This is a genomic window from Methylobacterium sp. Leaf112 (genome assembly GCF_001423295.1).
GTDB lineage: Bacteria > Pseudomonadota > Alphaproteobacteria > Rhizobiales > Beijerinckiaceae > Methylobacterium.
The window spans coordinates 60957-76945 of record NZ_LMNG01000001.1 but is presented as its reverse complement, the minus strand read 5'-3'; the positions used below and the strand labels follow the sequence as shown (position 1 = coordinate 76945).

The 15989-nt window shown below is 71.6% G+C and carries 15 protein-coding genes; 10 read left to right on the top strand and 5 right to left on the bottom strand.

All coding sequences use genetic code 11. The annotated features are described in order from the left end of the window. Position 1: 1 nt before the first annotated feature. A complete protein-coding gene (locus tag ASF52_RS00300; protein ID WP_056165799.1) occupies positions 2–1744 on the bottom strand; it encodes a pilus assembly protein in 1743 nt (580 codons plus the stop codon). Positions 1745–2096: 352 nt separating this feature from the next. Between ASF52_RS00300 and ASF52_RS00295 the strand changes: the two genes are divergently transcribed. The 4 genes from ASF52_RS00295 (at position 2097) to gspD (ending at position 6512) form a co-directional block, all read left to right on the top strand. Then, positions 2097–2285 carry a DUF1289 domain-containing protein gene (locus ASF52_RS00295; RefSeq protein ID WP_056166883.1) on the top strand — a complete coding sequence of 63 codons (189 nt, stop codon included), beginning with the start codon at positions 2097–2099 and terminating at the stop codon, positions 2283–2285. A 148-nt stretch (positions 2286–2433) separates the two neighbouring features. Beyond that, positions 2434–2826: a thioredoxin family protein gene (locus ASF52_RS00290; protein WP_056165796.1), complete on the top strand. Its 393-nt coding sequence runs from the start codon at positions 2434–2436 to the stop codon at positions 2824–2826. 82 nt (positions 2827–2908) lie between these two features. Further along, entirely contained in the window at positions 2909–3628 is a 720-nt protein-coding gene (locus ASF52_RS00285; protein WP_056165793.1) for a cytochrome c biogenesis CcdA family protein, read from the top strand. Positions 3629–4055: 427 nt separating this feature from the next. Then, complete coding sequence (gspD, locus tag ASF52_RS00280) at positions 4056–6512, top strand: type II secretion system secretin GspD (RefSeq protein WP_056165790.1); 2457 nt, start codon at positions 4056–4058, stop codon at positions 6510–6512. Between the two features lie 36 nt (positions 6513–6548). Here gspD and ASF52_RS00275 read toward each other — a convergent pair whose 3' ends face one another. The 3 genes from ASF52_RS00275 to ASF52_RS00265 are packed head-to-tail and all read right to left on the bottom strand — an operon-like array spanning position 6549 to position 8871. Next, entirely contained in the window at positions 6549–7196 is a 648-nt protein-coding gene (locus ASF52_RS00275; protein WP_056165787.1) for a hypothetical protein, read from the bottom strand. Further along, complete coding sequence (locus ASF52_RS00270) at positions 7193–7747, bottom strand: GspMb/PilO family protein (protein ID WP_056165785.1); 555 nt, start codon at positions 7745–7747, stop codon at positions 7193–7195. The genes ASF52_RS00275 and ASF52_RS00270 overlap by 4 nt, the downstream gene beginning before the upstream one ends. After that, on the bottom strand, positions 7744–8871 hold the full coding sequence (locus ASF52_RS00265; protein ID WP_156629928.1) for a hypothetical protein: 1128 nt from the start codon (positions 8869–8871) through the stop codon (positions 7744–7746). Before ASF52_RS00265 ends, ASF52_RS00270 begins: the two co-directional genes overlap by 4 nt. Before the next feature lie 110 nt (positions 8872–8981). Between ASF52_RS00265 and ASF52_RS00260 the strand changes: the two genes are divergently transcribed. Together ASF52_RS00260 and ASF52_RS00255 are read left to right on the top strand one after the other, a co-directional pair. Beyond that, complete coding sequence (locus ASF52_RS00260; RefSeq protein WP_056165779.1) at positions 8982–10724, top strand: GspE/PulE family protein; 1743 nt, start codon at positions 8982–8984, stop codon at positions 10722–10724. Beyond that, a complete protein-coding gene (locus tag ASF52_RS00255) occupies positions 10724–11938 on the top strand; it encodes a type II secretion system F family protein (protein WP_056165776.1) in 1215 nt (404 codons plus the stop codon). Before ASF52_RS00260 ends, ASF52_RS00255 begins: the two co-directional genes overlap by 1 nt. A 30-nt stretch (positions 11939–11968) precedes the next feature. Here the strand turns inward: ASF52_RS00255 and ASF52_RS00250 are convergent, their stop codons facing one another. Beyond that, positions 11969–12196, bottom strand: a complete 228-nt coding sequence (locus ASF52_RS00250) for a phosphopantetheine-binding protein (protein ID WP_443136639.1) — start codon at positions 12194–12196, stop codon at positions 11969–11971. 357 nt (positions 12197–12553) lie between these two features. Here ASF52_RS00250 and ASF52_RS00245 point away from each other — a divergent pair, with 357 nt between their 5' ends. From ASF52_RS00245 to ASF52_RS00230, 4 genes are read left to right on the top strand one after another with little or no spacing between them, the layout of a single operon-like run. Then, a complete protein-coding gene (locus ASF52_RS00245; protein WP_056166880.1) occupies positions 12554–13756 on the top strand; it encodes an acyl-CoA dehydrogenase family protein in 1203 nt (400 codons plus the stop codon). Positions 13757–13811: 55 nt separating this feature from the next. Next, positions 13812–14744 carry an amino acid--[acyl-carrier-protein] ligase gene (locus tag ASF52_RS00240; RefSeq protein WP_082483687.1) on the top strand — a complete coding sequence of 311 codons (933 nt, stop codon included), beginning with the start codon at positions 13812–13814 and terminating at the stop codon, positions 14742–14744. A 26-nt stretch (positions 14745–14770) separates the two neighbouring features. Beyond that, positions 14771–15733 carry an alpha/beta hydrolase gene (locus ASF52_RS00235; protein WP_056165770.1) on the top strand — a complete coding sequence of 321 codons (963 nt, stop codon included), beginning with the start codon at positions 14771–14773 and terminating at the stop codon, positions 15731–15733. Further along, complete coding sequence (locus ASF52_RS00230) at positions 15730–15987, top strand: hypothetical protein (protein ID WP_056165768.1); 258 nt, start codon at positions 15730–15732, stop codon at positions 15985–15987. Before ASF52_RS00235 ends, ASF52_RS00230 begins: the two co-directional genes overlap by 4 nt. Positions 15988–15989 lie beyond the last annotated feature (2 nt).

The following is a 15989-nucleotide window of genomic DNA, read 5'->3' as shown; positions in this document are numbered from 1 at the left end:
GTCAGCGCACGATGCGCAGTTTGCCGATGCTCTTGGCGATGTCGTCGAAGGCCGCGATCAGGGCGGTGGACGAGTTGGCGACGTAGGCCTGGGCCGGAACCGTCGCGCAGTCCCGCAGCAGATTGATGCCCGCCTGGTCGATGGGATCGTTCGGCACGCTGAAGCCGATGGTGAACACGGCGATGTTGCGCGCCTTGGCGTTGGTGCAGGCCTCGCGCGTGAGGGCATCGAGGGCGGCCCGGGCCTGAGCCAACGTCGTTGGCGTCCCCGTCCCGGACGTGAGACGGCTCGGCAGCCCTGGGCTTCCCGACACCTTGGTTCCGTTGGCGTTGATCATGTAGCTGAACGGACTGAAGATGGAGTTATGCATGTTTGTGAGATCGAACGCGGAATTCGGGTACCATGAGTTCTCGCCGTCGGTCATGAGAACGATGACCTTCCGAACGCTCGTGTCGCTGTAGGCCGTCGCCTGACCGAAGACGCTGGTTGGGGAGATCGTCCGCCAAGCCCACATGAACCCTTCGAAGATGTTCGTACTGCCGCTGGCGATCAGACTGTCGATGAGGGTCTTGAGCTTCCCCGTCTCGTTGGTCAGGGTTTGAAGCGGCTTGCTCGTGCAACCGTTGTTCGGGCCATTGGGCAGTTGCAGCACGTTCTTCGAGGTGGAGGCGGACCACACCGGCTTGTAGTATTTGCAGACACGCATCTCCGCCTCGGTCAGAGTCATCGCTTTGAAGGCGCAACTCGGCTCGTTCGTATTATCGTCGAGATAGCTATTGATGTAAGTTTGCGCTTGCAGCGGAAGCCCCGTGTAGCTGTTCTTCGTGTCGGGACTCTTGGAAAGGACACTGAGGGTCACCTTGCCCGTCGTGTCACCGCCGGGTTCGTCCGGGGCGAACATCGGCACGAAATAACTGTTGGGGTCGTCCAAGGTGGGGGCCGAATCCTGGACGTTGAGGGGGTAGGGCAACGTCTCGAGGCAGCCAGCCCAACCCCAGCTGGAATCGAGTTTCCTGAGCTGATCGAAGATATCGAACCGGCTCCTGATCGCCGTCTTGACGGTGCTGCTGGCCGCGGAAAAGTCGACGTTGGTCCAGTGATAGGCCGACTTCGCGGCTCCATCGATCCAGGGCGTCGTCGACCCGTAGGTCTTGGGGTCCACCGCCACCCCTCCGGCGAAGGGAACGATGGAGATCCGGGTCTGCGGGCTGAAGGCCGGCTTGGTGTAGACGTAGTCGATGAACTTCTTGGCGGCGTCCTGAGCCGCCGACATCTTGGTGCCCGAGCCGCCCGCCACGTCCATCGAGCCCGTCGTATCGAGGGCGATGGCGATCTCGAAGGTCTGCGCCATGGGAGTCGCGCATTGCGACGCCGCACCGACATCGATGGTGTTGATGCGCAGGAGGCTGGCGAAGGCGGTCCGGTAGGTGGCGCTGGCCTTGACCAGGATCGTGCGCGGATTGGCGCCGATGGCCAGCGGCGTCTCCAACGTCGCCCCCGGCATGTAGGACGCGATGAGCTTCGTCGCCTGATCCTCGAGGGCGGCGCTGGTCGTGGCCGTGCCGGTCTGGCACAGGCTCAGGGCGGTCCCGTCGACGGCGTTCTGCAACCGGGCGCGCATGGACGAAGCGCGCCCGTAGTCGATGCCGGTTCCGGCCAGGAACATCAGCGGGAGAAAGCTGAGTCCGAAGATGACCGCGATATTGCCGCGCCTGTCGCCGAGAAATCGACGTGTAAGAGACATCGCTCGAGTCCTGATCGATCTCCGGACACATCCATCAGGTTTCGATTAATACCTCGTGTACGATTTCGAACAGCCGCTACACTACCATTGATCGGATCGAAATCACGATACAACTCCGCGGCCAGACCTAGAGCTGCGCCCGACCACGTTGGGTCGGGACACATCTCGAGCGAGGCCTTTGTCATGCCGCGCTCTTTTCGCCGAACCGGCATCCACTTCGGCGGAGAGCGCTTTGGCACCGCAGCGGTCGCGTGTGGTGGTCGGTCCGATCCGCAGGGGCCGCGCGCATCCGTGCATGATGCCGTATGACCGGGCGCGGGGCACGCATCGCCCCGGGCGGGAGGCCGGTACCATGCGCAAGAACGATCCCTGTATCGCCGTCTGCCGCTTCGACGGTCGGACCGGCTGGTGCGTGGGATGCGGTCGGACGATCCCGGAGATCCGCGCCTGGATAAAGCTGACGCCGTTCCGGCGCACGGCGCTTCTGCGCGAATTGCCCGCCCGGGTCCGGAAGGTTCAGGATGCCCCCCAGCCGGATTGAACGGGTCGCCGCTCCCTCGAATGTAACCCCGATCAAGATTTCGGGGCCGCCGTGCTCCGTCGCAGACAGGCGCGGCGCGATCCCGTAAGCCTGTCTCAAGGGCCGCGCCGCAGGAACGTGGGACGACGGCTCAGCGGAGGACACCCCCATGATGATGCGCCGCGCACTCCTCGGCCTCGCCGCCTTCCTGCCCCTGGCCGTCCTGGCGATGCCCGCGCAGGCCGACCCCATGCCCTTCGAGGCCGGCGCCTTCGCGGCGGCTCAGAAGGCCGGTCGGCCGATCCTCGTCGAGGTCAGCGCCCCGTGGTGCCCGATCTGCAAGACGCAGAAGCCGATCCTCGCCAAGCTCGCACAGGACCCGCGCTTCAAGGACCTCGTGATCTTCGATGTCGATTTCGACAGCCGCAAGGATGTGCTGCGCCGCTTCGATGCCCGCATGCAGAGCACGCTGATCGTCTTCAAGGGCGAGACCGAGACCGGGCGCTCGGTGGGCGAGACCCAGCCCGAATGGATCGAGGGCCTGGTGGAAAAGGCACTCTAGGCGTGCCCGACAATCCGCGCGATCGCCCCGGGATCCCGCTTCGGTGCGGCGGGCGTTCCGTGAGAGACGCGTAAGGCGACCCATGGGCACCTCCCTCGGCCTCGCCTTCCTCGCCGGACTCCTGTCGGTGCTCTCGCCCTGCGTGCTGCCGCTGCTGCCCCTCGTCCTCGGCGCGGCGAGTTCGGAGCACCGCTACGGGCCCGTGGCGCTCGCGGGCGGCCTCGCCCTCGCGTTCGTCGCCATCGGGCTGTTCGTCGCCACCATCGGCTTCGGACTCGGCCTCGATACGGATGTGTTCCGCAAGGGCGCCGCCCTGCTGCTGGTCGGTTTCGGCCTCGTCCTGATGCTGCCCGCCGCCCAGACGCGCCTCGCCGTCGCCGCCGGCCCGTTGAGCGACCGGGTCCAGGCGCGATTCGGCGGCGTGTCCTCCACGGGCCTCGGCGGACAGTTCGGCGTCGGCCTGTTGCTCGGCGCGGTCTGGAGCCCCTGCGTCGGCCCGACCCTCGGGGCCGCCTCCCTGCTGGCGGCGCAGGGCCGCGACCTCGCCGCCGTGGCCCTGACCATGGTGACGTTCGGCCTCGGGGCCGGGCTGCCCCTCGTCGTCCTCGGCACCCTGTCGCGGGCGACGCTGCTGCGCTGGCGCGGCCGGATGATGGGCCTGGGCCAGGGTCTGAAGGCGGTTCTTGGGCTGATCCTGGCAGCGACCGGCCTCGCCATCCTGACGGGCCTCGACAAGGCCCTGGAGACCGCCCTCGTCGACGCCTCGCCCGCCTGGCTCACCGCCCTGACGACGCGGTTCTGAACACCCGCTCCTCGCGGGCGCTCGCGACGGGACGGCGCACGACCGGGCGGCAGACATGATTCCCAAGAAAGGCGAAGCATCGGGGATCTCGCGCGGTCTCGACAAGACAGCCTGCGACCCAGACACCGGGAACACAGAGCTTCGGCGCATCGTCCCGGAGCAACGGACCCGGTTGCGGTCCAGACCCATCACGCCCCCGACAGGCGAGGACTGGCGGAGCGGCGATGCGCACCGAACCGCGCCCCCCTTCTTCATCGCAGATCTTCACGAAGTTCGGATGTTTCTGGAATAGCGCGTGGTTATTCAATCGTTACGAAATCCAGCTTCGGCCGCGAATGGTTCGATCGTGGTAAACGGTCTCTTAATGAAGCCCACCCCATAACCGCCGGAGGATCAACCCGGGAATGGGGAGCAGGCACGAACGGTCATGGGAATCCCGGCATCCCTCGGTCTCCTCCTGGCGTTCGGCGCCTCGGCCCTCGGCCTTGGCGTCGCGACGGCGGCCGAGCCCGATGCCGTCTATGGCCGCCCGGTTCCGCCGGCCGAGTCGGTGTCGCGGCGGGGGACCGACCAGTTCATCGGCGGCGTACCCGAACAGGCGGTGGAGTTCCGCCCCGGCGTCGTCAGCCTGAACCTCGTCGAGGTGCCCATCGCCGTCGCCGCCAAGGCGGTCCTCACGGATGCCCTCGGCTGGGGTTATACCCTCGACGAGCGCGCCTCCGGCACCATCACCCTGCAGACGGCCGGGCCCGTGCGCCGCGAGATCCTCCTGCGGATGTTCGAGAGCGCGCTGTCGAGCCGCAACCTCACCCTGCGCCGCCGGGGCACCACGGCGCAGATCGTACCGGCGGGGCCTGCCACCGGCGCCGTGCCGGTGCAGGGGCTCGGGGCCGCCGGCGGCGGCGCCCAGGCCGTGCCGCTCCGCTGGATCGCCGCCGCGGAGATGCAGGCGATCCTTTCCTCGGTGGCGCCCCGCGACGTGGTCCTGCGGGTCGACCGCGTCCGCAACCTCCTCATCCTGTCGGGGGACGCCGCCCAGATCGAGGCCCTGCGCCAGACCATCAGCGTGTTCGACGTCGACTGGATGCGCGGGATGTCGACGGCGATCCTGCCCGTCCGCAGCGCGAATCCGGCCGCGATGGCGCGCAACCTCACCCAGATCTTCGGCGGCGAGACCGCCGGCACCGGCGACATCATCCGGTTCGTTCCCAACGAGGCGCTGGGCGCGGTCCTGGTGATCAGCACCCGCGCGGCCTATCTCGACCGCGCGCGGGACTGGGCGGCGCGCCTCGAATCCGTCGCCGCCGACCGGGAGCGCCAGCTCTTCGTCTATCGCATCCAGAATCGCTCGGCCAAGGAGTTGGCCGCCGTGCTGCAGGGTGTCATCGCCGCCGAGATGGGGGGCGGGGCGAACGCGGGCGGCTACGGCGGCGGGGGCTATGGCGGTGCGGCCTATGGCGGGCTCGGCGCCTATGGGGGCGGAGGCGGCGGTTACGGCGGGGCGGGTCTCGGGGCACCGGGGCTCGGAGCACCGGGGCTCGGAGCACCGGGTCTTGGCGCCGCCGGTCTCGGCGCGGCGGGCTTCGGCGCGGCAGGTGCCGGCGCGTCCGGTTTCGGAGGGGCGGGCGCGGGCTTTCCCGGGGCCGGCGGTGCGTCGGGAGCCGGCGGCTTCGGCGGCGAGGCGGGCGGGGCCGGAGCGGGCGGCATCGGTGCCACCGCCACGGGTGCGGGAGGTTTCGGCGGCGGTGCGGCTGCGGCCGGTTTCGGCGGCGGTGGCGGCGAAGCCTGGGGCGGCTCGCCCGCGACCGGGGGCGGCGTCTTCGGTGCCGCCGGACACGAGGGGGGCTACGGCGGGGGGGCCGGCTACGCGGGTCAGGCGGCGCATGCGGGGGCCATCATCGGCGTCGTCGCCGACGATGCCAACAACAGCCTCGTGATCTCGGCCACCCGCACTCAGTACGACAAGCTCCTGCGCATCCTCGCCAGCCTCGACGCGATGCCGACCCAGGTTCTCCTCGAGACGGTGATCGCCGAGGTCACCCTCAACAACGAGCTCCAGTTCGGCGTGCAGTGGTTCCTCAAGAACCAGGGTTCGCGCTTCAACCTCACCCAGGCGGCGACCATCGGTGCGGCGAGCGCCGCGACGGGCGGCACCGCTGGGCTCATCGCGGCGGCGACGCGCGGCGTCACGGGCTTCAACTACCTGTTCAACAACCCCGACTTCAGCGTGGTGCTCAACGCCCTGCAGGGCATCACCCGCGTCAACGTCATCTCGTCGCCCAACATCACCGTCCTCGACAACCGCACGGCCAAGCTCCAGATCGGCGATCAGGTGCCCATCGTGAAGCAGACGGGCCAGAGCGCGCTCGCGGGCAACGCCCCGATCCTCAACCAGATCGAGATGAAGGACACCGGCGTGATCCTCTCGGTCACGCCGCGGGTGAACAAGAACGGCCTCGTCGTCCTCGACATCAACCAGGAGGTCAGCGACGTGGTGCCGACCACCACCTCGACCATCAACTCGCCGACCATCCGCCAGCGCCGGGTCGCCACCAGCATCGCGGTCCACGACGGGCACAGCCTCGCCATCGGCGGCCTGGTGCAGGAGCGGGCCCTGATCACCAACGAAAGCCTGCCGGTGCTGGGCGACCTGCCGCTGATCGGGCCGGCCTTCCGCAACCGCATCGACAGCCGCATCCGCACGGAACTCATCATCTTCATCCGCCCGCGGGTGATCCGCGGCACCGTCGATGCCGACCGGATCAGCCAGGATTTCCGGGCCCAGCTCCGGACCATGATGCCGGTGCGCCCCGTGCCAGCGCCGATGCCCATGGCCGCCGCACCGGCCGGCCCCCCCGGCTTCCTGCGCCGGATGGTCGACTGACCCGGGATCGGGCGGAGCGGCGCCCCCCGGTGCGGATCAGGGCCGGGGCGGCGTGATCGGGATCGTGCGCACGCGCGCCGGCACCGCCTCGGGGGCGAGCCGGAGGGCGGGCGGCTCGACCCACGACGGTGCGGCCGGTGCCGGTTCGGCCAGCACGACGGCCTCGGGCGGCGCCCGGTCCAGCGCCCGCCGGCGGCGCGGCGGCTGCAGCGTCGCGGGCTCCCCGAGGAACGCGAGATCGTAGGTGCGGCCGTCCTGGCGCACGGTGACGCGCTCGGCCTGCACGGCGGCGAGAACCCACCCGGCGCGGCCCTCGCCGGGGGCGAGCCAGACGGGAAGGCCCGCCCCCTCCTCCTCGATGAGGGCGCGTCCGCTGCCGTCGCTCATGAGGATGCCGCGCACCCGGAGCACGGAGCGGATCGGCGTCGCGGGGCTGAGGTCCGCCAGGGAACCCCGCGCGGTCCAGGCCCGGCGGTCGGGATCGAAGAGCGGGCGATGGAGCGCGCCGCCGCTGTCGGCGAGGCGGACCGGCGCGGCGGGCGCTGCCACGGGCCCGGCGTCTAGGGTGGCGGCGGGCCAGACCCATGCGGCCAGCACGGCGAGGCCCGCGAGGCCCGCGAGCGCCCGGGGGACGGGACGGCTCGCGGCCAGCGCCGACGCCAGGGGGGCGAGGCGCGCCCTCATCGGCCCGTCTCCGGCCGGGGCGGCGCGTCGGCGGGCGCGAGCAGCCCACGCACGGTCAGCGACAGGCGCAGGAGGGTCGGCCGCTCCTCGTCCGCATCGGCCGGGCTCGCGACCGCGATCTCCGCCGTCTCGGTGCGCACGCGCGGAAGCCCCCCGTCCAGCTCCGCCAGGACGCCGTGCAGCCCCTCGGCCGTCCCGCGCAGGGCCGCGTTCAGGAACGGCAACCGCACCTGATCCGGATCCGGGACCACGGTGACATCCTCCAGGATGACGGCGCGGCCGGCGATGGCGGTCTCGATCCGGGCACGGAACGCGGCGGACACGGCGTCCGCATCGACCCCGGAGAAGGGCGTCGACGGGACCGGCCGGGCGGCGGCCGCACGGGTGCGGGCCAGGCGGTCGCGGGCCTCGGCGATCCCGTTCCCGAGTTCGCGGATCTCGGAGACCGGCCCGGCGACGGCGAGCCCCAGGACCGCGAGGGCCCCGAGGGCGAGGAGGACGGGCGCGCGCGGCATCCAGCCGGAGACGCGATCGGACAGGGCGGCGATCATGGCATCGGCTCCGGAGCCCGGTGGGGAAGCCGCACGGTCAGCCGGCGCGGCGCGCCCGAAGCCTCGGGCGCGTCCAGCACCGCGGCGGGCCCGAAGCCCGGAAGGGCCGCCAGGCGGGGCAGCGGATCGGTCGCGTCCCGGACCAGCAGCGTCAGGGTCAACCCCTGCGCGTCGAGGCGCAGGGCTTCGGCCGAGACCGCATCGGGCAGGGCGTCGGCGACGGCGCTCCAGACCGGGGCGAGGGACGGCCGAGCCGCCGTACCCGCCAGGATCGCGGCGGCGCCGGCGGGAAGCGGGGCCCGGCGCAGGGACGGGGCTCCCCGCGCGTCCAGGATCGCATCGTCGAGGGCGGCCAGCGTCGCGCCGCGATGGTCCCGCACGAGAACGAGGCTGCCGAGCAGCAACAGGCCCGCGAGGGCCAGGAGCGCGAGGTCGCCGAGGCCGAGCCCGCGCAGCAGCGGCGGGATCGCCCGACGCCCCCCCGACAGGAGGTCCACCGGCATGGCGGTCGTCTCCGCGCGCCCGACGGCGACCGGACCCGGCACGAGGCCGGCCCGGCCCATGGCGGCCAGCAGCGGATCGAGCCGCGCGCGCTTGATGACGACGTGGCGGACGCGCAGGGTCCGCGTCGCGGCGTCCTCGCCCTCGACGTACCAGTCGCTGTAAACGCCCTCGGCCCGGAATGGGGTCGCCGCCTCGAGTTCCTGCACCAGCACCTCGCGCATGCGCGGCAGGGACGCCGTCGGCAGGGTCAGGGTGCGGACGAAGCACTGCGCCGGATCGAGGAGGATCTTGGCGCCGAGCCCCCGGCCGCCGCCCCGGATCGCGCTCAGGCGCTCGGCGAAGTCGTCCGCGTCCGTGTCGAGGCGATAGGTGCGGGGCTCCGGCCCGCGCCGGTCGGTGAGCAGGAGGGTGCGGCCGCCGGGTTCGGGACTGAGGAGGATCCCCGTCGTGGGCCGGTCCGACCGGACCTCGGCGAAGCCCGCGCGGGCGGCCCAGCCGGCGAGCCGGCCCCGGATCCCCGGGAGGCGGCCGGACGACCCGGCGGCCCGCAGGGGTGCGGAGGGCGTCACCGTGTCCATGAGATCCGCCTCCATGAACCGCGCCTTCGATCGCATCCGCAAGCGAGGGGCCGCTCCGGGAGACACGTTGTTAACCCAACGTCGGTTTCTATCGGCTTAAGAGCGACTCACGACGGCTCCTCCTCCGGGGCACCCGAGAACGGACATTCGTCATGCTGAACATCTGGGCCGGAAAGCGCCGCCCGAGGCGCGCCCGGCCCGACCGGCGGGCGCCCGAACGCGACGCCCGGGATGCGGCCCGGGATGCGGCCCGGGCGTTCGTCGCGGACCTCGCCGAGATGCAGGTGCTCGATGCCGCCGGCCTGGAGCGGGCGTTCGCCGCCCTCGACCTGCCGGGGCGGCGCCCGGTTCCGATCCTGCTCACCGAACTCGGCCTCGTCCACGAGGCCACCCTGGTCTCGGCGCTCGCCGCCTCGACGGGCCTGCCGTTCCTGCGCGACGAGGAGGTGCCGGCCGCCCCCGTCCTGCCGGCGGAGATCGGCGCCGACTATTGCGCCCGCGTCCGGGCGTTGCCCATCGCGGTCGACGGGGACGAGCTCGTCGTCGCGGCCGTCGACGTGTTCGACAGCGAGATCGCGCTGGCCCTGGAGCATCTCACCGAGCGGCGGGTGCGCCTGTGCATCGTCGGACCGGCCGCCTTCGAGCGCGTCCATCGCGCCGTCTACGGCGACGCCGCCCCGGATTCCGAGGCCGGCCTCGACGACGACCTCGCCCGGCTGCAGGATGTGGCGAGCCAAGCCCCCATCGTGCGCCTCGTCGCCCGCCTCGTGCGCGACGCGTTCGCGCGCGGCGCCTCCGACATCCACGTGGAGGCCGAGGAGACGGACGTGCGGGTGCGCTACCGGGTCGACGGGGTGCTCGTCGAATCCGAGCGCCTGCCGAAATCCGTCCAGCTCGCCCTCACCACGCGGGTGAAGATCCTGGCCGGCCTCAACATCGCCGAGCGGCGCCTGCCCCAGGACGGGCGCATGCAGGTGCCCGATCGCGGCCACGACATCGACATCCGCGTCTCGACCCTGCCCACCGCGCACGGGGAGAGCGTGGTGATGCGCGTCCTCGACGGCTCGCGCCGGGTCGACGATTTCTCCGGCCTCGGCTTCGACGCCGCCGCCATCGCCGAGATCGGCGCCATGACGGCGCGGCCGAACGGCCTCGTCCTCGTCACCGGCCCCACCGGCAGCGGCAAGACCACGACCCTCTACGCGGCCCTGCGCGCCATCAGCGGCGCGCACCTCAAGGTCGTCACCGTGGAGGACCCGGTGGAGTACCGGATGGCCGGGATCAACCAGGTCCAGGCCCATCCGGGCATCGGCCTCGACTTCGCGGCGGCCCTGCGCTCGATCCTGCGCCAGGACCCCGACGTGGTCATGGTCGGGGAGATCCGTGACGGCGAGACGGCCCGCATCGCCGTGCAGGCCGCGCTCACCGGCCACCTCGTGATCTCGACCCTCCACACCAACTCGGCCCCCGCCACGGTCACGCGCCTCGTGGACATGGGCGTCGAGCGCTTCCTCATCGCCGCGACCCTGAACGGCGTCATCGCCCAGCGCCTCGTGCGCCGGGTCTGCGCCGATTGCGCGGCGGACGAGCCGGCTTCGCCCGAGGCCTGCCTGCGGCTCGGCCTCGACACCGCCGCGCCCCCGACCCTGAAGCGGGCCCGGGGCTGCGCGGCCTGCAACGGCACCGGCTATCGCGGCCGCATGGTGGTCTCCGAGATCATGACCCTCGACACCCCCCTGCGCACCCTCATCGCGGAGGGCGCCGACGAGCAGCGCCTCGTGGCGCAGGCCCGCGCCTCCGGCATGGCCACCCTGGCGGAGACCGCCCGCGCCCGCGTGATGTCCGGCGAGACCACCCTCGACGAGATCGGCCGCGTGTTCGAGGGGCTGGTCTGATGCCGGCCTTCGCCTACAAGGCCTACGCCCCCGACGGGCGCCTGCGCACGGGCCGGATCGAGGCGGAGGGCCGCGAGCGCGCGGTGTCCGCCCTGCGCAACGACGGCCTGCAGGTGTTCGAGATCGCGCCGGCCGCCGCCGGAGGCGTTCCGTTCTGGCGCCGCGACCTGTTCGGGCGCGACCGCATCAACGATGCCGGCCGCATCGGCTTCCTCAAGGAATTCGGGACCCTGCTGGGTGCCGGCCTCACCGTCGACCGGGCCCTGCGCCTCGTGGAGCGGCAGGCGAGCGGGGCGCTCCGCCCCGTCCTGTCCGATCTCCTCGAGCGGGTGATGGCCGGCGCCGCGCTGTCGCGGGCGATGAGCGCGCACCCGCAGGCCTTCCCGCCCGACATGATCGACGCCGTGCGGGCCGGCGAGGCGACCGGCACCCTGGTGGGCGTCCTCTCCAGCCTCACGGCGTCCCTGGAGCGGCGCGACGCCGTGCGCCGCCACCTCACCTCGTCGATGGTCTACCCGGCGATCCTCATTCTCATGGCGATCGGCACGCTGGCCATGGTGATCGGCGTTCTGGTGCCGGCCCTGGCCCCCCTGTTCGACGGCACCGGCAAGCCCGCGCCCCTGGCGATCCGCGCCGCGTCCGCCCTCGGCGACGCCCTGGCCGCGTGGTGGCCCGTCCTCCTCGGCGGCGTGTTCGTGACGGGGGCGCTGCTGGCGAAGTTCTGGGCGAATCCCGCCTTCGCGGCCTTCCGCTCGCGGACGGCCCTGAGCCTGCCCATCGTGCGGGAGATCGTGGTCGGCGCCGAACTCGGCCGCATCTGTCGGGTGCTCGGGACGCTCCTCGAAGCGGAGGTGCAGATTCCCGACGCTGTGGCGGCCACCCGGCCGCTGGCGCGCAACGGCCTGTTTCGCGAGTCCCTGGCCCAGGCCTCGCGCCGCCTGAGCGAGGGCGGCAGCCTCGCCTCCGGCCTCGCGGGCTTGCGCCCCTACGCCGCCTCCACCCTCAACCTCATCGCCAGCGGCGAGCAGGTGAACCGCCTCGGCACCGTACTGCTCCACGCCGCCGAGATGCACGAGACCCGGACCCGCGAGCAGATCGACCGATTGCTGGCCCTGCTGACGCCCCTCGTCACCGTTACCATCGGCGGCCTCATCGGCGGCCTGATCATCTCGGTGATGAGCGCGATCCTCAGCGTCGGCGACCTCGCGCAATGACGGAAGGACCGGCCCCGGGAAGCGCCGGGATCAGGCGCGGGCGCTGACCGTCTCGATCATGCGGGCGATGGACCCGACGGAGTAGAAATTCTTCGGGTTCAGCTGCGCCGGCGGGATCATGATGTCGAACTCCGCCTCGACGGCGATCATCAGGTTGACGAGGTCGAGGGACGAGAGCCCCACGTCGACGAGGGGGTCTTCGGGCTGGAAATCCCGCGCCTGCGACTGCTGCGCCAGGATACCCTTGGCGAGGTACATGGTCCGATCTGTATAGTTAATGGTATCCAAAGCAGGGCTCATGACGATGCGTCCATGTTGAAGCCGGGTCCGCGCACAGAGGCCACGCAACCGCGACGGTCGTCCAGCATCTTTGGATCGCCGCCCAGCGCCGGTCAACGTTCGGTCGAATCCGAGCGTTATTGGCGTTAATTTTAATCATATCCTCAGGGTTCCGATTTCGCTTCCACAAATAAGCGCGCCTTAATGTCTTCCCTATATTGCTGCATCCCGTGCCGGACAGCACGTTGGGCCCTCGGGTTCCGTGGCACGTGCCGTGACTGAACCGGAATGCTTGCGGGCGGAAGGCTCGGAAGCGGAATGCTTTCGAGGATGACCATGACGATCCAGCAAGGAGCGATGTCCGCCGGGGCCGTGGGCGAGGCCGCCGATCTGCAGGCCCGGGCCGCCGCCGTGGCGGCCGTGGCCGCCGCCCACGCGGAGGCGGTGGACCGCGAGGGCCGCTTTCCGGACGAAGCCCGGGACGCCATGCGGACGCACCGCCTGCTCGGTGCGGCGATCCCCATCGATCTCGGTGGCGAGGGCGCCTCGATGCAGGCGCTCGCCGACATCTGCTACACCCTCGGACGCGCCTGCGCCTCCACGGCGATGATCTTCGCCATGCACCAGACCAAGGTGGCCTGCCTCGTCCGCCACGGCCGCGGCGCGGCCTGGGTCGAGGCGGTGATGCGCCGCATCGCCAGCGAGCAGCTGCTCATGGCGTCCTCCACCACCGAGGGAAACAACGGCGGCAACGTCCGTGTCTCGGCGGCCGCAGTGGCGCGGGACGGCGAGGACATCGTCCTCGACCGCGCCGCTACGGTGATCTCCTACGGAGCGCAGGCCGACGGCATCGTCACCGTCGCGCGCCGGACGGACGAGGCCGCCGCGTCGGACCAGGTGCTGTGCGTCTTCCTGAAGGCCGATTACACCCTGGAACGCCTCGGCGGCTGGCAGACGCTCGGCATGCGCGGCACCTGCAGCAGCGGGTTCCGCCTCCTCGCCCGCGGCCGGGCCGAGCAGGTGCTCGCCGCCCGCTACGCCGACGTCCACAGCCAGACCATGACGCCGGTCTCCCACATCCTGTGGTCGAGCGCCTGGACGGGCATCGCGGCCGGGGCCGTCGACAAGGCCCAGGCCTTCACCCGCACGGCCATGCGGGGGGCCGGCGGCGTCGCCCCGCCCGGCGCCCTGCACTACACCCGCGCCGTGTCCGGCCTGAAGCAGGCCCGCGCGCTCATCGGCCAGAGCCTCGACCGGTTCGAGGCCGCCACCGGCGATCCCGCCGCCCTCTCGGCCCTGGATTTCCAGACCGCCATCACGATGCTCAAGGTCGAGGTCTCGGAACTCGCCGTCTCGACGGTGATGAGCGCCATGCGGGCCAACGGCCTCGCCGGCTACCGGGAGGACGGCGACTTCGCCATCGGCCGGCACCTGCGCGACGTGCTGTCCGCGCCGATCATGATCCACAACGACCGCATCGTCGCCAACCTCGCCACCGCCACCCTGATGGCGCCCGTCGCCGCCTCCCTGCGCGACTGATCGTCGAGACCCGTCGCCCTCCCGCCGAATCCGCCTTTCGCGAAAGTCGAGTCCCATGAACATGAATGTCGGCCGCGCCCCGGCCTCGCCCCCGGCCACGGATCCCCTCGACGCCCTGTTCGACACGATGTTCCGGCCCATGGACGCGCAGGGCGTCTACGCCCGGACCGGCGCCTACGAATCGGTGGTGGAGGCCCTGACCGCGCTGATTTCGTCCAAGCGCGAGGCGGACACCGAGGTGTTCCGGTTCCCGCCGGTGATGAGCCGGGCGCATCTGGAGCGGCACGGCTACCTCAAGAGCTTCCCGAACCTGCTCGGCTGCGTCTCGTGCCTGGAGGGAACCGAACAGGAGATCCTCGCCAAGGCCGATCTCCAGGCGAAGGGCGGCGACTGGACCAGCGGCCTGGAGACCGCCGACCTCGTGCTCACCCCGGCGGCCTGCTACCCGGTCTATCCCATCGCGGCCGCGCGCGGCGCCGTGCCGGCGGCGGGCTATCGCTTCGACGTCGCCTGCGACTGCTTCCGCCGCGAGCCCTCCCCGCACCTCGACCGGCTCCAGTCGTTCCGGATGCGCGAATACGTCGTCATCGGCACGCCCGATCAGGTCGCTGAATTCCGCGAGCGCTGGATCGGCCGCGCCACGGCGATCGCCGACGAACTCGGCCTGCCCTACGTGATCGAGCAGGCGAGCGACCCGTTCTTCGGGCGGCTCGGCCAGATCAAGGCGTTCAGCCAGCTCGAGGCCGCCCTGAAGTTCGAGCTGCTGATCCCGCTGCGCGGCGAGGCCGCCGGCACCGCCTGCATGAGCTTCAACTATCACCGCGAGCATTTCGGCACGACCTGGGATCTGCGCCACGCCGACGGCGAGCCGGCCCATACGGGCTGCGTCGCCTTCGGCATGGACCGCCTCGCCGTGGCGATGTTCGCGACTCACGGCGCGGCCATCGCCGATTGGCCGGTCTCCGTGCGGGCGGCCCTGTCGCTCTGAACCGAACCCGATCGAAGGCGAGCGTGATGGGCCTCGACCCCGCCGTGCGGCGGTTCCTCGACATGATGGCGCTCGGCGGCACTGGCGCGCGCGGCGTCGCCGAACGACGCAAGGGCCAGCAGGTGCTGGCCCAGCTCGCGGGCGCGACGCCCGTCGCCGTCGCGGCGCGGGATCTCGTGCTCGATCTCCCGTCGGGGCCGTGCGCCGCGCGGGCCTACGCGCCCCGCGACGCCGGGGAGACGGGGCCGGGGCTCGTGTTCTTCCACGGCGGCGGCCTGGTGTCGGGGGACCTCGACACCCACGACGCCATCTGTCGGATCCTCGCGGACTCGGCCGATTGCCGCGTCGTCGCCATCGCCTATCGTCTCGCCCCGGAGCACCCCTACCCCGCCGCCATCGAGGATGCGGTGGCGGCGTTCGCCCACGTGGCGCAGGCGGCGGAAGCCTTCGGCCTCGACGCGAGCCGCCTCGGGATCGGCGGGGATTCGGCCGGCGCGGGTCTCGCCGCGCGGACGACCCAGATGTTGCGCGGCCGCGCGGCCATCGCCGGTCAGCTCCTGATCTGCCCGGTCCTCGATCTCACCTGCGCGACGGAGTCCCACCGCGCCTTCGCCACCGGCCACTTCCTCGACGCCGAGACCGTGCGCCACGACATCGCCGCCTGCGGCGTCGCGGACGTCGTGGCGGATCCCCGCGTCTCGCCCGGGCGCGAGCCGGACCTGACGGGCCTGCCCCCGGCCCACATCCACACGGCGTCCCACGACATCATGCGCGACGACGGCGCCGCCTACGCGGCCCGTCTCGCGGAGGCCCGCATCCCCGTGGTCCACACCTGCCACGCGGGCATGATCCACTACTTCTACGGTCTCGGCCGCCTCATCCCCACGGCGCGCCCGATCCTCGCGGAGATCGGTGCCGCATTCGGCGCTCATCTGCGCGGCGATCCGGCCCGAACCATCCCCCAATCCCCGCACCGGAGAGCATCATGAGCGTTCGTTCCACCCTCGTTTCCGAAATCGAAGCCATCACCCGCGATCACGACAAGGCGATGCCGCCGCTGACCGACGACCTCGTGCTCCTCGACACGCCGTTCGATTCCCTGTGCTTCGCCCTGCTGGTCGCCCGCATGGAGGATCTCGTCGGCGTCGACCCGTTCAGCACCCTGGAGGTCGCCGACCTACCGGTGACGCTGGGCGACCTCGTGGCACTCTACGAGCGCGCCGCCGTCGCGGCCGCGGCCTGAGC

Coding starts and splice junctions, on each gene's coding strand:
- ASF52_RS00235 (WP_056165770.1), top strand. CDS start 14,771: ATGGGCCTCGACCCCGCCGTGCGGCGGTTCCTCGACATGATGGCGCTC.
- ASF52_RS00240 (WP_082483687.1), top strand. CDS start 13,812: ATGAACATGAATGTCGGCCGCGCCCCGGCCTCGCCCCCGGCCACGGAT.
- ASF52_RS00255 (WP_056165776.1), top strand. CDS start 10,724: ATGCCGGCCTTCGCCTACAAGGCCTACGCCCCCGACGGGCGCCTGCGC.
- ASF52_RS00290 (WP_056165796.1), top strand. CDS start 2,434: ATGATGATGCGCCGCGCACTCCTCGGCCTCGCCGCCTTCCTGCCCCTG.
- ASF52_RS00285 (WP_056165793.1), top strand. CDS start 2,909: ATGGGCACCTCCCTCGGCCTCGCCTTCCTCGCCGGACTCCTGTCGGTG.
- ASF52_RS00230 (WP_056165768.1), top strand. CDS start 15,730: ATGAGCGTTCGTTCCACCCTCGTTTCCGAAATCGAAGCCATCACCCGC.
- ASF52_RS00270 (WP_056165785.1), bottom strand. CDS start 7,747: ATGATCGCCGCCCTGTCCGATCGCGTCTCCGGCTGGATGCCGCGCGCG.
- ASF52_RS00260 (WP_056165779.1), top strand. CDS start 8,982: ATGCTGAACATCTGGGCCGGAAAGCGCCGCCCGAGGCGCGCCCGGCCC.
- ASF52_RS00250 (WP_443136639.1), bottom strand. CDS start 12,196: ATGTACCTCGCCAAGGGTATCCTGGCGCAGCAGTCGCAGGCGCGGGAT.
- ASF52_RS00275 (WP_056165787.1), bottom strand. CDS start 7,196: ATGAGGGCGCGCCTCGCCCCCCTGGCGTCGGCGCTGGCCGCGAGCCGT.
- ASF52_RS00245 (WP_056166880.1), top strand. CDS start 12,554: ATGACGATCCAGCAAGGAGCGATGTCCGCCGGGGCCGTGGGCGAGGCC.
- ASF52_RS00300 (WP_056165799.1), bottom strand. CDS start 1,744: ATGTCTCTTACACGTCGATTTCTCGGCGACAGGCGCGGCAATATCGCG.
- ASF52_RS00295 (WP_056166883.1), top strand. CDS start 2,097: ATGCGCAAGAACGATCCCTGTATCGCCGTCTGCCGCTTCGACGGTCGG.
- gspD (WP_056165790.1), top strand. CDS start 4,056: ATGGGAATCCCGGCATCCCTCGGTCTCCTCCTGGCGTTCGGCGCCTCG.